Annotated in this window: 16 protein-coding genes and 3 tRNA genes; 13 read left to right on the top strand and 6 right to left on the bottom strand. The window is 73.1% G+C overall.

The window, feature by feature from the left end:
• Positions 1–78: 78 nt before the first annotated feature.
• A complete protein-coding gene (locus tag GVV04_RS16530) occupies positions 79–219 on the top strand; it encodes a hypothetical protein (protein ID WP_235966238.1) in 141 nt (46 codons plus the stop codon).
• Between the two features lie 30 nt (positions 220–249).
• Here the strand turns inward: GVV04_RS16530 and GVV04_RS16525 are convergent, their stop codons facing one another.
• A complete protein-coding gene (locus GVV04_RS16525) occupies positions 250–1,161 on the bottom strand; it encodes a phytoene/squalene synthase family protein (RefSeq protein WP_161688919.1) in 912 nt (303 codons plus the stop codon).
• Positions 1,162–1,226: 65 nt separating this feature from the next.
• Between GVV04_RS16525 and GVV04_RS16520 the strand changes: the two genes are divergently transcribed.
• From GVV04_RS16520 to GVV04_RS16485, 8 genes are all read left to right on the top strand, one after another.
• A complete protein-coding gene (locus GVV04_RS16520; protein WP_161688918.1) occupies positions 1,227–2,381 on the top strand; it encodes a polyprenyl synthetase family protein in 1,155 nt (384 codons plus the stop codon).
• 28 nt (positions 2,382–2,409) lie between these two features.
• Entirely contained in the window at positions 2,410–3,891 is a 1,482-nt protein-coding gene (gene crtI, locus GVV04_RS16515; RefSeq protein ID WP_161688917.1) for a phytoene desaturase family protein, read from the top strand.
• The gene (gene idi / locus GVV04_RS16510) at positions 3,888–4,508 is read left to right on the top strand and encodes an isopentenyl-diphosphate Delta-isomerase (protein ID WP_161688916.1); all 621 of its coding nucleotides are present in this window, start codon (positions 3,888–3,890) and stop codon (positions 4,506–4,508) included. Before crtI ends, idi begins: the two co-directional genes overlap by 4 nt.
• Positions 4,498–5,457: a MerR family transcriptional regulator gene (locus tag GVV04_RS16505; RefSeq protein ID WP_161688915.1), complete on the top strand. Its 960-nt coding sequence runs from the start codon at positions 4,498–4,500 to the stop codon at positions 5,455–5,457. Before idi ends, GVV04_RS16505 begins: the two co-directional genes overlap by 11 nt.
• 71 nt (positions 5,458–5,528) lie before the next feature.
• Positions 5,529–6,329 carry a polysaccharide deacetylase family protein gene (locus tag GVV04_RS16500; RefSeq protein ID WP_161688914.1) on the top strand — a complete coding sequence of 267 codons (801 nt, stop codon included), beginning with the start codon at positions 5,529–5,531 and terminating at the stop codon, positions 6,327–6,329.
• Between the two features lie 154 nt (positions 6,330–6,483).
• Positions 6,484–6,556 (top strand) — tRNA-Glu (locus tag GVV04_RS16495).
• Between the two features lie 31 nt (positions 6,557–6,587).
• Positions 6,588–6,661, top strand: a tRNA-Asp gene (locus GVV04_RS16490).
• Between the two features lie 104 nt (positions 6,662–6,765).
• A tRNA-Phe gene (locus tag GVV04_RS16485) sits at positions 6,766–6,839 on the top strand.
• Positions 6,840–7,420: 581 nt separating this feature from the next.
• Here the strand turns inward: GVV04_RS16485 and GVV04_RS16480 are convergent.
• A complete protein-coding gene (locus tag GVV04_RS16480; RefSeq protein WP_161688913.1) occupies positions 7,421–8,302 on the bottom strand; it encodes an NAD(P)-dependent oxidoreductase in 882 nt (293 codons plus the stop codon).
• Positions 8,303–8,398: 96 nt separating this feature from the next.
• Here GVV04_RS16480 and GVV04_RS16475 point away from each other — a divergent pair, with 96 nt between their 5' ends.
• Together GVV04_RS16475 and GVV04_RS16470 are read left to right on the top strand one after the other, a co-directional pair.
• The gene (locus tag GVV04_RS16475) at positions 8,399–8,761 is read left to right on the top strand and encodes a winged helix-turn-helix transcriptional regulator (protein ID WP_161688912.1); all 363 of its coding nucleotides are present in this window, start codon (positions 8,399–8,401) and stop codon (positions 8,759–8,761) included.
• A 192-nt stretch (positions 8,762–8,953) separates the two neighbouring features.
• Positions 8,954–9,463 (top strand): SRPBCC family protein, encoded by a 510-nt coding sequence (locus tag GVV04_RS16470; RefSeq protein WP_161688911.1) that lies wholly within the window; start codon positions 8,954–8,956, stop codon positions 9,461–9,463.
• A 110-nt stretch (positions 9,464–9,573) separates the two neighbouring features.
• Here the strand turns inward: GVV04_RS16470 and GVV04_RS16465 are convergent, their stop codons facing one another.
• Complete coding sequence (locus tag GVV04_RS16465; RefSeq protein ID WP_161688910.1) at positions 9,574–10,275, bottom strand: DUF2786 domain-containing protein; 702 nt, start codon at positions 10,273–10,275, stop codon at positions 9,574–9,576.
• 123 nt (positions 10,276–10,398) lie between these two features.
• Between GVV04_RS16465 and GVV04_RS16460 the strand changes: the two genes are divergently transcribed.
• Positions 10,399–10,845, top strand: coding sequence for a hypothetical protein (locus GVV04_RS16460; protein ID WP_161688909.1), 447 nt, complete (start codon positions 10,399–10,401; stop codon positions 10,843–10,845).
• 45 nt (positions 10,846–10,890) lie between these two features.
• Here the strand turns inward: GVV04_RS16460 and GVV04_RS16455 are convergent, their stop codons facing one another.
• Positions 10,891–11,280 carry a hypothetical protein gene (locus GVV04_RS16455; RefSeq protein ID WP_161688908.1) on the bottom strand — a complete coding sequence of 130 codons (390 nt, stop codon included), beginning with the start codon at positions 11,278–11,280 and terminating at the stop codon, positions 10,891–10,893.
• 170 nt (positions 11,281–11,450) lie between these two features.
• On the opposite strand from GVV04_RS16455, the gene GVV04_RS16450 reads away from it, so the two are divergent.
• Positions 11,451–12,794 (top strand): ABC transporter substrate-binding protein, encoded by a 1,344-nt coding sequence (locus GVV04_RS16450; protein ID WP_161688907.1) that lies wholly within the window; start codon positions 11,451–11,453, stop codon positions 12,792–12,794.
• A gap of 90 nt (positions 12,795–12,884) precedes the next feature.
• Here GVV04_RS16450 and GVV04_RS16445 read toward each other — a convergent pair whose 3' ends face one another.
• The gene (locus tag GVV04_RS16445) at positions 12,885–13,628 is read right to left on the bottom strand and encodes an enoyl-CoA hydratase/isomerase family protein (protein ID WP_161688906.1); all 744 of its coding nucleotides are present in this window, start codon (positions 13,626–13,628) and stop codon (positions 12,885–12,887) included.
• Positions 13,625–14,479 (bottom strand): 3-hydroxyacyl-CoA dehydrogenase family protein, encoded by an 855-nt coding sequence (locus GVV04_RS16440; protein ID WP_161688905.1) that lies wholly within the window; start codon positions 14,477–14,479, stop codon positions 13,625–13,627. The genes GVV04_RS16445 and GVV04_RS16440 overlap by 4 nt, the downstream gene beginning before the upstream one ends.
• Positions 14,480–14,631 lie beyond the last annotated feature (152 nt).

Raw genomic sequence — 14,631 nt, 5'->3', positions numbered from 1 at the left:
CGCACCGCGCGACCGGCGACCACCGCACCGCACCATGTCGCCGTGCCGGCGCCCGCGTAGTTCCCCTACCGTGGCCGGATGCGCGCACGCTTCGGCCCGGTCCGGGACTGCTTCCACGACCTGTTCGCCGCCGGCCGGGAGACGGGGGCCGGCCTCGCCGTCTGGTACGACGGCCGGCCGGCCGACGAGCTGGTGGAGGCCCTGCACTCCTGCCTGTGAGGAGGCACCGGGCTCAGGTGCCGCCAACCGTCAGGCCCGGCCCGGCCCGGGGACCACGACCGGGGTGCCGGCCGGGGTGAACAGGGCGCGTCCGGCGACGGCCATCCGTCGCCGCCGGGGCACCAGTGCCCGCCGGGTGAACACGTCGTAGGCCTGGGCGGCCACCTCGTCGAGGATGCCGCCGTAGAGCATGTACGCGGTGCGCATGCAGGCCTGCGAGGCGGGCGAGAGCAGGGTGACGCCCGGGGCGGCGGCCTCGTAGTGGGCCTGGGCGCGGGTCACCTCGTACTCGATCAGCTCGCGGATCTTCGGGCTGGCGTGGCGGCGGGCGGCGGCGGCGCGCAGGTCCTCGCGGGTGACGTCGAACTTGGCGAGGTCCTCGTCCGGCAGGTACGTCCGGCCGCGCGTCAGGTCCTCGGCCACGTCCCGGATGAAGTTGGTGAGCTGGAAGGCGAGGCCGAGCTGGCGGGCCGGCTCCCGGGCGGCGGCGGGGTCGGAGCTGCCGAGGATCGGCAGCATCATGGTGCCGATGACGGCGGCCGAGCCCTCCATGTAGTCGAGCAGGTCGTCGTAGGTCGGGTATGCGGTGACCGTCAGGTCCATCGCCATGCTGCGCAGAAACGACGCGAAGTCGGCCCGGTCGAGGTCGAACACGGCGATGGTGTGTAGCACGGCGGGCAGCAGCGGATCGCCGACCGGGGCGCCGTGCAGCCCGGTCAGGAAACGGGCCGACCAGTCGTCGAGCCGGGCGGCCCGCTCGGCGGGCGGCAGGTCCTCGGTGCGGTCGACGATCTCGTCGGCGTACCGGGCGAAGCCGTACAGGGCGTGCACATGCCGCCGTTTCCAGGCGGGAAGCAGCCGGGTGGCGAGATAGTAGGTGCGGCCATGACGTTTGTGCAGCTCACGGCAGCGGTCATAGGCAGCGGTGAGGTCGACGTCCACCGGCCCTCCTCGGATATCGACGCAGGAATCGACGCAACTCGTAACCCTAGGGTACGCTCGCCCACATGGCCAACGACGCAGTTGCGGATAACGCGCTCCGCGTCGCACCGGCACAGCCGGAGGCGACGGACGATCCGGTCCGCGGCGTGCTGGCCGCGTTCGCCAACGACCTGGTCCAGGGGGTGGACGACACCCTCGCGGCGTTCCTGTCCGCCGAGGTCGCCTCGCTCACCGAGATCGACGCGGCGATGGGCGGCTTCGCCTCGACCGCGCGCGACTGCGTGCTGGCCGGCGGCAAGCGGGTCCGCCCGACCTTCGCGTACTGGGGGTGGCGGGGCGGCGCGGGCGGCGACGAACCACTCCAGACGGTGCTGCCGGCCCTGGCGGCCCTGGAACTGCTGCACACGTTCGCACTCGTGCACGACGACGTGATGGACGCCTCCGACACCCGGCGCGGCCGGCCGACCGTGCACCGGGCCGCTGCCGGACGACACATCGCCGCCGGGCACGTCGGCGACCCCGACCGGTTCGGCGAGGCGGTGGCCGTGCTCATCGGCGACCTCTGCATGGTCTGGGCCGACCGGCTGATGTCCCGCGCCGCCGTGCCGCCGGCGCGGCTGCTCGACGTCCGGCGCTGCTACGACCGGATGCGGGTCGAGACGATCGCCGGGCAGTACCTCGACATCCTGGGCGAGGACGACGCGGCGAACTGGTCGGTGGACCGGGCGCTGCGGGTGGCCCGCTACAAGACGGCCAGCTACACCGTCCAGCGGCCACTGCTCTTCGGCGCCCACCTGGCCGGCGTCGGCGCCGACGCGCCGCTGACCGCCGCGTACACCCGCTACGGCCTGGCCGTCGGCGAGGCGTTCCAGCTCCGCGACGACCTGCTCGGGGTCTACGGCGACCCGGTGGCCACCGGCAAGCCGGCCGGCGACGACCTGCGCACCGGCAAGCCGACCGCGCTGCTGATGTTGGCCCGGCAGCTCGCCACCCCGGCGCAGCGTCAGGCGCTGGGCCGGGCCGGCGCGGTCACCGGAGCCCGGGAGGTGTCCCGGCTGGCCCAGGTGGTCGCCGACACCGGGGCGGTCGCCCGGGTGGAGCGGATGATCTCCGACCGGGTCGGCGAGGCGCTGGCCGCGCTGGACACCGCGCCGATCGACGGGGCCGCGCGCACCGCGCTGACGGGCCTCGCCACCGCCGCCACCGACCGGCGGGCATGATGAGCGACGTTTCGAAGGAGGTGGTCGCGTGCGGACCGTGACGGGACGTACAGACCAGGTGGTGGTCGTCGGCGCCGGGCTCGGCGGGCTGGCCTGCGCACTGCACCTGGCCGGCGGCGGTCGGCAGGTGACGGTGGTCGAGCGGGAGCCGGTGCCGGGCGGCCGGGCCGGGCGGCTCGGCGTCGACGGGTACGAGTTCGACACCGGCCCGACCGTGCTCACCATGCCCGAACTGATCGACGAGGCGCTCGGCGCGGTCGGCGAGGAGCTGCGCGACTGGGTCGAGCTGATGCCGCTGGACCCGGCGTACCGGGCGTACTACCCGGACGGCTCGACGCTGGACGTGATCACCGACACCACCCGGATGGCGGCCGAGATCGCCTCCGTCTGCGGCCCCAGGGAGGCCGACGGGTACCTGCGCTTCGTCGACTACGCCCGGGAGCTGTGGCGGCTGGAGCGGGCGGACTTCATCGAGCGCAACCTCGACGCCCCGACCGACCTGCTCACCGGCAACCTGCTGAAGCTGCTGGCCAGCGGCGCGTTCCGTCGGCTCCAGACGAAGATCGGCCAGTTCTTCCGGGACCCGCGCACCCAGCGGATCTTCTCCTTCCAGGCGATGTACGCCGGGCTCGCCCCGCACGACGCGCTGGCCATCTACGCGGTCATCGCGTACCTCGACTCGGTGGCCGGGGTCTACTTCCCCCGCGGCGGCATCCACGCGGTCTCCCGGGGGATGGCCGGCGCGGCGGAGAAGCACGGCGTGCAGATCCGGTACGGCACCACGGTGACCCGGGTGCAGACCGCGAACGGCCGGGCCACCGGCGTGCTCACCACGGACGGCGAGTTCATCCCGGCCGACGTGGTGGTGCTCAACCCCGACCTGCCGGTCGCCTACCGGGACCTGCTCCCCCCGGCCCGGCAGCGCCGGCTCACCTACTCGCCGTCCTGCGTGGTGCTGCACGTCGGCTCGCGGCAGGGTTATGAGAAAATCGCCCACCACAACATCCACTTCGGACGGTCCTGGAAGGGCACGTTCGACGAGGTGATCCGGCGAGGGGAGCTGATGACCGACCCGTCGCTGCTGGTCACCAACCCCAGCCGCACCGACCCGTCGGTCGCCCCCGCCGGCCGCCACACCTACTACGTGCTCGCCCCGGTGCCCAACCTCGACCGGGCCCCGTTCGACTGGCGCGGTGACCTGACCCGCCGCTACACCGACCAGCTCGTCGGGACGCTGGAGGAGCGCGGGTACGTCGGCTTCGGCGACGGCGTCGAGGTGCTGCGCGCGGTCACCCCGGCCGAGTGGGCCGAGCAGGGCATGGCGGCCGGCACCCCCTTCGCGTCGGCGCACAGCCTCTTCCAGACCGGCCCGTTCCGCCCGTCGAACCTGCACCGGACGCTCGACAACGTGGTGTTCGTCGGCTCCGGCACCCAACCGGGCGTCGGCGTGCCGATGGTCCTGATCTCCGGCAAGCTGGCCGCCGCCCGCATCACCGGGTCGGTCCGGTGAGCGGCCGGGAGAGCCACCTGGTCGAGCTGGTCGACGACGCCGGACGGGCGCACGGCGAGGCCTCGGTGGCCGCCGCCCACCAGCCGCCGGGCCGGCTACACCGGGCCTTCTCGGTGCTGCTGGTCGACCCGGGCGGCCGGCTGCTGCTGCAACGCCGGGCCGCCGCCAAGACCCGGTTCCCGCTGCGCTGGGCCAACTCGTGCTGCGGCCACCCGGCGCCGGGCGAGTCGCTGGTCGAGGCCGCCAACCGGCGGCTGGGCGAGGAGCTGGGCGCCGGGCCCGTCGACCTCACCGAGGTCGGGGTGTACGTCTACTACGCGGAGGACCCCACCACCGGGCGGGTCGAGTTCGAGTACGACCACGTGCTGCGCGCCGACGTGCCGGCCGACGTGTCCCTGCGGCCCGACCCGGACGAGGTGGCCGAGCTGCGCTGGGTCGACCCGGCGACGCTGGAGACCGACCTGGACGTCGACCCCCGCGCGTACGCGCCCTGGCTGGGCGGGGTGGTGAACCGCCTGCTGCGTCCCTCCGGGCCGGCGGCGGGCGTCTCCGGTCCCAGCACGGCCCCGGCCGGCCTTCCGGCGGACGACGCGTCGGAGCGGCCGGGTGGCCGATGAGGCGCTGAGCGCGGGGGCCGTGGCACGCCGACTGGGCGTCGCGGTCACCACGCTGCGCACCTGGCACCAGCGCTACGGGCTCGGCCCCAGCCAGCACGTGCCGGGTCACCACCGGCGGTACACGGCGGTCGACCTCGCCCGCCTGGAAACCATGCGCAGGCTGACCGCGGAGGGGGTCACCCCGGCCGAGGCGGCCCGCTGGGCCCGGCAGGCACCGACACCGGGACCGGCCGGCAAGGTGCCCACCGGCACTCTCGCCGAGGTCCGCCCCGTGGGGGTCCGCGACGGCGGTGGCCAGGCCATCCCGGTCGGTCGAGCCGGCCCGGCGGCCCGTGGGCTGGCCCGGGCCGCCATGCGGCTGGACTCGGTGGCGATCGGCGAGGCGATCGCCCGTTCCCTGGCCGCCGACGGCGTCGTCGCCACCTGGGACGAACTGCTGCGGCCGGTGCTCGTCGGCATCGGCGAGCGGCACGCCGCCACGGCCGGGCTGATCGAGGTGGAACACCTGGTGTCCCGATGCATATCCGAGACGCTCGCCACTGTCCCACGGGTCGGGACGGCCGCCGGTCCGGCCCGGATCCTGCTCTCCTGCGCCGACGAGGAGCAGCACACCCTGCCCCTGGAGGCGCTGGCCGCCGCGCTGGCCGAGGCCGGCATGGCGTACCGGATGCTCGGTGCCCGGGTGCCGGCGGCGGCCCTGGTCGAGGCGGTCAACCGCACCGGCCCGGCCGTCGTGGTGGTCTGGTCGCACACCCCGGCCACCGCCGACCCGGCCCAGCTCGCCGTGCTGCTGGCCAGCCCGCGCCGGCCGCTGCTGGTGCTGGCCGCCGGCCCGGGCTGGTGGGCCGACTCCCTGCCGGCCGGCATGGTCCGCCCGGTCGACCTCGCCGAGGCGGTCTCGCTCGCACTCGCGGTACGCGACTCCCTGGACCGGCCGACAGGAGACTGACCGCACTGGCCGTTTTCACGTTTCGTCCACTAGCGTCGGGTGGCCCGCGTACCCGGCCCCTCGGAGTGACGATGAGTGAACGCGCCGCCCTGGCGTTCGGCATCAGCCTGATCCTGTTCCTCGCCGGCTGCGGCGAGCAGACAACCGGCCGCTCCCCGGAGGCCGCCGCCCCCTCACCGGCGGCCTCGACATCGCCGAAACAGACACCGAAGCCGAAGCCGAGCGCCTCGGCCAAGCCGACCCAGGCCGTCCCGCCGCGGCTGCGCCCGCAGCCCACCACGCTCCCGGCCGGGCTGCACCGGACCAGCGGCGGGCGGGCGGTCGCGTTGACCTTCGACGACGGTCCCGACCCGGTCTGGACGCCGAAGATCCTGGGCCAGCTGCGCCGGGCCGGGGCGAAGGCCACCTTCTGCGTGATCGGCACCCGGGCCCGGGCACACCCCGAGCTGATCGCGCGGATCGTCCGGGAGGGCCACCAACTGTGCAACCACAGTTGGCGGCACGACCTGGACCTCGGCCGGCGGCCGGTCGCCGAGATCCGGGCCGACCTGGTACGCACCAACCGCGCCATTCAGGCGGCGGTGCCGGGCGCCAAGGTGCCGTTCTACCGCCAGCCGGGCGGGAAGTGGACCCCGGAGGTCGTGGCGACGGGCCGGCAGCTCGGCATGCGACCGCTGCACTGGAGCGTCGATCCGCAGGACTGGGCCAAGCCCTCCGCCCAGACGATCACCCGTCGGGTGACGGGTGCCGTCCGGCCCGGCGCGATCGTGCTGATGCACGACGGCGGCGGGAACCGGGCCGCCACGATCTCCGCCTGCACCCACCTCATCGGCGACCTGAAGCGGCGCTACGGGCTGGTCCGGCTCAGCTGAAACGTCCCTGACCTGCGGTTTTGCGGGCGAGCGGGCCCTCGGCCATACCGATTTGGCTCGGGGGCCGCCCGTCACGTATGCTTTCGAAGCCTCCGGCGGGGCCGGATGGGAGCAAGTCCGCTTGAAGTTGCGAGTGTGCAATGATGGCGGGGCCGCCCTCATCGTCTAGCGGCCCAGGACGTCGCCCTTTCAAGGCGGTAGCACGGGTTCGAATCCCGTTGGGGGCACGACCGGCGCAAGCCGGAGCAACACCAGCCAGGTCCTGTGGAGCAGTTGGAGTGCTCGCCGCCCTGTCAAGGCGGAGGTCGCGGGTTCAAGTCCCGTCAGGACCGCAAGCGCTGATCGCCGCGCGTACCATGCGCGGCGTTCTGCGTATCGGAGCAGGTTCCCTGCCGGCGGTGATCCCGCCTCTTGGGTACCATGAGCCGAGCGGCACGGCCAGGTAGCTCAGTTGGTACGAGCGTCCGACTGAAAATCGGAAGGTCGGCGGTTCGACCCCGCCCCTGGCCACATAGCCTTTCGCCGGGCTATTAGGGCGGTGACCAGCGGAAACGCGGTCACCGCCCTCTTGTTGCATCCGACGCATTCATCGACAAGAGCCCTCCTGCTCGTGCACCCGACGTGCACCCCTGGGTGCACGTCGGGAGGCGCGCCTCGCGGATGCCACCGACCCGGTCGCGAACCGAACGGCGTGACGGCTAGGAGCTTTCCGTTCGACGGGCCGGCCGGTCCTGCGAGACGTGCACACCCGAGGCCAGCCTTGAGAGGCCAACGTCGGCAGGGCGCGGCTTCCTCGGTAGCGCGGCGCCCTGCTCAGGGTAGTCCCGCCCCCCTTGTCCCTCAGGTGCCGGTTCGATCACTTGAGGCCTGCGAACTGCCGAGAAGGTCTTTACGATCCCCGATGAGCCCCCGAAACTCTCAGGACAAGGTGGCCCGAGCCCGGATTGTCCCGCCGCGTCAACGATCCCTGTTCCGAGGTACCGCCTCATGCGGGCTCGCACGCGGACTGGAGCGTGGTGTGAAAGCGCTGGTCACAGCCACTCAATGAGGACTGCGACCAGCACGGCCGCCTCTGGGCGGCAAGCGACCGGTCAGTGCACCAGCAGGTCGATCACGCCCGTCAGGTCCTCCTCGCCGCTGCCTTCGGCTAGGCGGCGGCGCATCAGCTCGAAGTAAGGGCTGAGCAGTTCCGGGCTGACGCCCTGCTGCTCGGCGGTGCTCAGGAAGGTCGGCGTGCCGGCCACCTGCATGGCGAGATTGGAGACGACACCCTTGGTGTAGTCGCCGCTGCGCAGCTGGTCGGCGGTCTGGTGAACTGCCGGGGCCATCGCGACGAGCCAGTCGGCGAGCAGCGGGGCGAGCGACGCGGGGTCGATGTCCTCCTTGCGGATCAGGGCGAAGGCGTGCGCGGCCCCGGCAAACATCCCGTACATGGCGCTGAGCAGGGCCACGTCGTGCAGGGCCGCGAAACCCGCATCTTTGCCGACGTAGGTGGTGCCGGCCGGGACGCTCAGCGCCTCCTGGTGCCGCTCGAACAGCTCCCGTGAGCCGCTGTAGAAGATGTAGCCGCCGGCCTCTGGGACACCGATCATTGGAGGGACAGCCATGATCCCGCCGTCCAGGTAACGGGCGCCGCGCTCGCGGGCCCACTCGGCGCGGGCGCGGGCCTGGGCAGGGGTGCTGGTGGTCAGGTTGACCAGGTCCCTGTCGGCCAGGTCGGTTCCGGCCAGCACCTCCTCGACCGAGGCGTCGTCCAACAGACAAACGACGACCAGGGCGTTCGCTGCGACCGCCTCAGCGGCGCTGTCCGCGACCCTCGCCCCCTCAGCGGCGAGCGCCGCGGCGCGGGCCGGGGTGCGGTTCCAGACGGTGAGCGGGTGGCCGGCGGCAACCCAGGTACGGGCCAGCGCGGTGCCCATCGTGCCGAGGCCCAACAGCGTGACGGAGGTCTTCTCAACAGTGTTCTGTGCCATGCCGATTAGGCTGGTCGCAAGCCCGGAGATGATCAAGTACGCACTTCGGAGTGAGTGGTTACCCCGGGGTGAGCGAGCACGTCAGAGGGGTGGGGCATGACGACGCTGAACCGGCCGGGCGCACCAGACGGACACGCCTGCGGGATCGACACTGCGATGGAGGTGATCGGCGGCAAGTGGAAGGTGCTGATCCTTTGGGCGCTCCACGAGCACCCCTACCGCCGCTTCGGCGAGCTGCGCCGACTGCTTCCGGGAATCACCGAGAAGGTGCTCGCCTCCCACTTGCGCGAGATGGAAGCGGACGGCGTCGTGCACCGCGTCTCCTACGACGAGGTGCCGCCCCGCGTCGAGTACTCGCTGACCAAGGACGGCATGCGCCTCAACGACGCACTCCAGCCGCTGGCCGCCTGGGGACGCGAGCGGCCGACCGCTCGATGGCTGGAGGAGAGGGCGGGCTAATGGTCGTCACAAGGAAGGGGGCGACGTCCGCCAGCCCGTGGTGCCTCCGGCGACGGTATCCCCCTAGCCTCCGCTGGCCGGAGTCGCTTTGCTTCCGTGGATCGCGACTGTCCGCAATCCGGACGCGACTTGTCCGATTCAGGGCACGTACGAAGCTGCACGCTGGGGCATCAGCCGGTATGGTCCGGGCCTATGGGACAGGAGATGACCGAGCCGGCAGACGTCCGGCAGGACGTCGCACAGTACTCGCTGCGCAGCAGTCTCCTCGTCCCCGCCTCCGCCGAGCGCGCCTTCGCCGTGTTCACCGGCGGGCTGACCGACTGGTGGGTCCGGGAGTACACCTGGTCCGGCCCGGCGGCGCTGGCGGAGCTGGGCGTCGAGCCGCGGGCCGGAGGCATGCTCTACGAGATCGGCCCGCACGGCTTCCGGAGCGACTGGGGTCGGGTGCTCACCTGGGACCCGCCCCGGCGGCTGGTGTTCATCTGGCAGATCGGCCCGGACCGGGTGCCGGTTCCCGACCCGGCGCAGGCCAGCGAGGTGGAGGTGCTGTTCCTGCCGGAAGGGCCAGAGCGGACCCGAGTGGAGGTCGAGCACCGGCACTTCGACCGGCACGGCGAGGCCGCCGAGGGATACCGGCAGGCGCTCACCGCGGGCTGGCACGAGTTGCTCTCCCGTTACCTGACCTCGGTCACCCGACCCTGACCCGTCAACCCGACCGCTCCCGCACGCACTTTCGAAGAAAGAGTGCCCATGGGGCGGCGGATGGCCACGCTTTCACTGAAAGTGCGGGGGAAGGGGGCCAGCGCGCGGGGTCAGTGGGGGAGTTGTCGGGTTCGGGTGGGGGGTAGGCGTTGGCCGCCCAGGTCGGCGCTGTGGCCGGCTGCGGCGCCCGAGCCGAAACCGGTGCCGGCGAGCCGGCGCGGCGCGGCGGTGCGCAGCCGGGGGTAGGCCTCGGCCACCCGGCGCTGGACCCGGTCCGAGCGGTCGGCCAGCACCAGCGCGACCGAGGACCCGCCGGAGTCGGCGACCGCCCCGGCCTCCGCCTCGACCAGCCGCGTGCCGACCACCTGGGCGAAGCCGGCGAGCCAGGAGCGTCGGAACGCGGCCGGATGCTCCCCCGCCGGGACGACCGCCCCCGCCAACCCGTGCGCCGCCTGCACCAGCAGCGAGGTGAAGAGCAGGTCGACCCGCTCCAGGTCGCTGGCGAAGCCGAACAGGTGCATCGCGAAGCCGCTGCCGTGCCGGCGACGGACGCAGCGGCAGCGCAGCGGGTCGGCGACGGCGGCGAGCAGGCCGGCCTTGTCCCGGGCGTACGGGGCCACGACCTCGACCACCCGGTCGCCGACCGGGTCGGTGGCCGGGTCGCGGGCCGCCAGCAGGGCCCGGTCCACGCCGTAGCGGGCGATCAGCTCGGTGGCCTTGGCGGTGAACGTGGCCGACTCCTCCGGCGTGCAGGCCGGGTCCTCGGCCTTCGCCAGCAGCTTTCGCACCTTGGCGAGCATGACCTCCGACATGCACCAGAGCTATCACACCGCCCAGGACACCGCCGGGCCAGCGGTGAGATCGATCGACCCGTATCATCGTTGCCCTTGGTCAACCGTCCGGTACGGACGGTCAGTCAACACTTGGAGGCACCCATGTCATCCCCGGTCGTCCGCCTGCTGGCCACGACGACGGCAGCGGTGTCGCTGCTCGCCCTCGGTGCCCCCGCCCAGGCGGCCCCCGCGCCCGCCAGTCCCGGCGCGGAAGCACCCGCCGTGAACCTCGCCGGCACCTATGCCACCTGCTACGGCGGCGCGGTGCGCTCGTACTTCCAGACCGGGAGCTGGGGCGGGGAGGCCGGCACCTACCGGGCCACCAGCCGCTGCGCGGACGTCAACGTCCGTAACGCGAGCAGCTTCGGCACCCAGGCCTGCGTGGTGTTCGTCGACAGGACCAACAGCTGCAACTACTGGACCTACCTCCCGGCGAAGTCCGGGTGGATCACGGTCGCCACCAACGTCCGGGACGGGGTGAACTTCCGGGTCCGCTTCTCGAACCTGCGCTACGAGTACGAGCCGCTGACCGCGTACCACGCGTTCTGAGCGGCGGCGCCCCGGCGGTCGGCCACCAGGGCCGGCGCCGGGGCGTCAGGCGGCCCGGCTGCGCAGGGTGGCCACCGTCGAGCCGGCGAGGGTGAGCAGGCAGTCCGGCAGCAGGCCGTCGGCGGCCGCCGCGCCGAACAGGGCCTCGCCGGTGTCGGCGTCGGCATTGGCGTACGCGCTGACGAAGCGGGCCACCCAGCGGGTGTCGTAGCCGGCCTCGTCGATGCCCGGGAAGTCCAGCGCCGCGCCGCCGGGAGCGGGCACGTCCCCGACCATCGTGGCCGCCAGGCACCAGGCCACCCCGTACGCCCCGGCGAGGCCGGCCCGGTCGACCACCTCGTCGAAGGTGCCCACCACCGCGTCGCCGTCTCCGGCCAGGGCCGAGTGGAGCACGGCGGTCGCGTCGTCCAGCGTCTGCTGCGGTACGTCCGTCACCCGGCGCACTGTACGACGGGTGGTCAACCCGTGACCACCCGAGAGCACCGACCCGATGACGCTGCGTGCGACTGCACGGCTAGCAGGCAAATTGGCCGGGCTCCACGGTCCCGCCGCCCAGCCCGGCACGCTAATGTGCGCAGCGGACCTTCGCCGGAGGAAGGACGACCATGCTCGTATCACACGGCTCGCGCGCCGCCGCCCTGGTGGCCTGCGGGGCGTTGCTCCTTGCCGGTGCCGCCTGCGGCACCGGCAAGCCCGAGGAGGCGACCACCACCCCACAGGTCCGCCTCTACGGCACCGACGGCAACATGATCAATGGGTACGCCGCGGAGCTGAAGGAGCGCGCCGATCTGATCGACGGCATGAAGGGCACCACCCCGCTCACGCCGCTGCCGGAGGCCTTCAAGAGCCGGCTCCGGTCCGTCTCCCCGAAGCTCAACGACTACCTCTACGCGGCCGAGGCGTACGACGCGGTGGTCATCACCGCGCTGGCCACGCAGCTTGCCGGCAGCACGAAGCCGGCGGAGATCGCCAGGCAGATCGTCGGCGTCACCAACAACGGCCAGCGGTGCGAGAAGACGGCGGAGTGTCTGAGGCTGGCCCGTGCCGGCCAGGACATCGAGTACCGGGGGGTGTCGCTCAACCGGGCCGGGTTCACCGACGCCGGGGAGCCGGCCACGGCCAGCTACGCCACCCTCACCTTCGGGGACCGCAAGATCGACGACGGTAAGACCGAGTTCGTCGGTGCCGGTGACGAGTCGACCGCGAGCACCAAGAACCCGCCCCGGCCGTACCGGCAGCGCGGCGGGAGGGTCCCCTCGGCGCCACTGGTCCTCGGCGGCCTGCTGCCGCGCACCGGCGACCTGGCACTGGCGTACCCGCCGCTGGCCGCCGGGGCCGCCCTGGCGGTCAAGGATGTCAACGCCGCAGGCGGGGTGCTCGGCAAGCCGGTGGTCTGGCTCGACGGCGACGACGGCACCAACCCGGACGTCGCCAAGGCCGCCGTGGCCAAGCACGTTCGGGACGGCGCGCACGTCATCATCGGCGCCGGCGCGTCGAGCATCTCCCGCGTCGTGCTGCCGGACGTGGTGGCCGCCGGCCGGGTGCTGTTCGCACCGTCCAACACGGACGCGGGGCTGACCTCGGTGGAGGACAAGGGCCTCTACTTCCGCACCGCCCCGCCGGACAGCCTCCAGGGGCGGGCGCTGGCGGACGTGATACTGCGCGACGGACCACACAAGATCGTGGTGGTCGCCCGGAAGGACTCCTACGGCGAGGGCCTTCAGGAGAACGTCCGCGCCGAGCTGGAGCGGGCCGGCATCGGCAACGACCGGGTGAAGCTGCTGACGTACGTGCCGCCGGCCGACGCGAAGGCTCCGCCGCTCGACTTCACCGCCGGCGCCCAGGAGATCAAGAAGTACGGCGCGGATGCCGTGCTGGTCATCGGCTTCGCCGAGTCCGCTCAGGTGATCCGGGCGCTCGCCGACAACGGGGTGCAGATCCAGCACTGATCCGACGCCCGACGCCCGACGGCCGCCCCGGCAGACTCGCGGGGGCGGCCGTCGCGCATTCGGCGCACCGGGTCCGGCTGCGACGCGCCGTCAGCGGGGCCGGCGGCGCTCCAGGAACTCGGTCATCCGCCGCTGCTTCTCCTCGTCCTCGAAGAGCACCGCCTGACTTACCAGGTCGAGGTGCGGGTGGGCGGCCGGCGGCGCGTCCACGGCCAGCTTGGTCAGCCGCAGCGCCAGGGCGGAGCCCTTCGCGATCTCGTCGAGCAGCCCGTGCGCGGTGGGCAGCAGCTCGGCGGGCTCGTCCACCACCCGGTTGACCAGCCCGATCCGCAGCGCCTCCGTGGCGTCCACCCGACGACCGGTGAACAGCAGTTCCTTGGCCCGGGCCTCGCCGACCAGCGCCGGGAGCCGGTGGGTCGCGCCCGCACCGGCCAGGATGCCCAGCCGCACCTCCGGCTGGCCGAAGACGGCGCGTGCCGTGCACACCCGCAGGTCGCACGCGTACGCCAGCTCGGCGCCACCGCCCAGCGCCGGGCCGTCGACGGCGGCGACGGTGGGCATCGGCAACGCCCGGATCCGGGCGAAGGCGGCGGAATTGATCGCGGCGAGCGCGTCCAGCCGGCCCCGCTCGCGGAGCTGGCTGATGTCCGCCCCGCCCGCGAAGATCCCCTCCGCGCCGCCGGTGAGCAGCAGCAGGCGGGGCCGCGCCTCCAGTTCGGCGCAGACGGCATGCAGCTCACCGATCAGGTCGGCGTCGATCGCGTTGCGCTTCTCCGGCCGGTCCAGCGTCACCACCAGCCGGTCCGGCCGTTCGTCGATCCGTAACCCGCTCATCGCTTCTCGCCCCCTTCCCAGCGGTAGAAGCCCTGCCCGGACTTCCTGCCCAGCCTGCCGTCGGCGACCATCCGCTCCAGCAGCGGCGGCGGCGCGTACCGGTCCCCGTAGGCGGCCTGGAGGGTGCGGGCGATGTCCAGCCGAACGTCCAGCCCGACCATGTCGGTCAGCTCCAGCGGGCCCACCGGGTGCCGGTAGCCGAGCACCATCGCCTTGTCGATGTCGGCCGGCTCGGCCACCCCGTCGGCGACCATCCGGATCGCCTCCAGCCCGAGGGCCACCCCGAGCCGGGAGGTGGCGAAGCCGGGCAGGTCGCGTACGACGACGGGGTCCTTGCCCAGCCGGCCGGCGAGCGCGACGGCCGCCGCGGTGGTCTCCTCGGCGGTGTCCGGGCCGACCACGACCTCCAGCAGCACCATGGCCCAGACGGGGTTGAAGAAGTGCAGCCCGACGAGGCGCTCCGGCCGGTCCAGCCCGGCGGCCAGCTCGCCGATGGAGATGCTGGAGGTGTTGCTGCCCAGCAGTGCGGGGCGCAGCGCGGCGGCGGCCTGCAGGACGGCGCGCTTGAGCTCCAGCCGCTCCGGCACGGCCTCCACGACCACGTCGGGCTCGGGCGCGACGGCACCGAGGGAGGCGACCAGCGTCACCCGCCCCCGGTGCGCCGCCGCCTCGTCCGCGGCGAGTTTTCCCCGCCGGACGGCCCGGTCCCACAGCTCGCCGAGCCGCGCCTCGGCGGCGGTCGCCCGGTCGGGGTCGACCTCGACCAGTTCGACGTGGTATCCCGCGCCGGCCGCCACGTAGGCGATGCCCAGGCCCATCGTGCCGGCCCCCACGACGACAAAACGACTCATGACATCTCCTCGCTGCGTGCGGCCGTGTACGGGGTCTCCCCCGCACCGGGCAGCCCGCTCCACTGGCTCATGGGTGCGACCCTATGCAGCACGGACACCGGCGGCATGCGTGGGGGCATGCCGAACCGGGTACTGCGCCGTCAACCGAGGGA

The organism is Micromonospora rubida (genome assembly GCF_009908295.1).
Lineage (GTDB): Bacteria > Actinomycetota > Actinomycetes > Mycobacteriales > Micromonosporaceae > Micromonospora > Micromonospora rubida.
The sequence above is the reverse complement of the archived record's forward strand: the minus strand, read 5'-3'. Positions and strand labels throughout refer to the sequence as shown.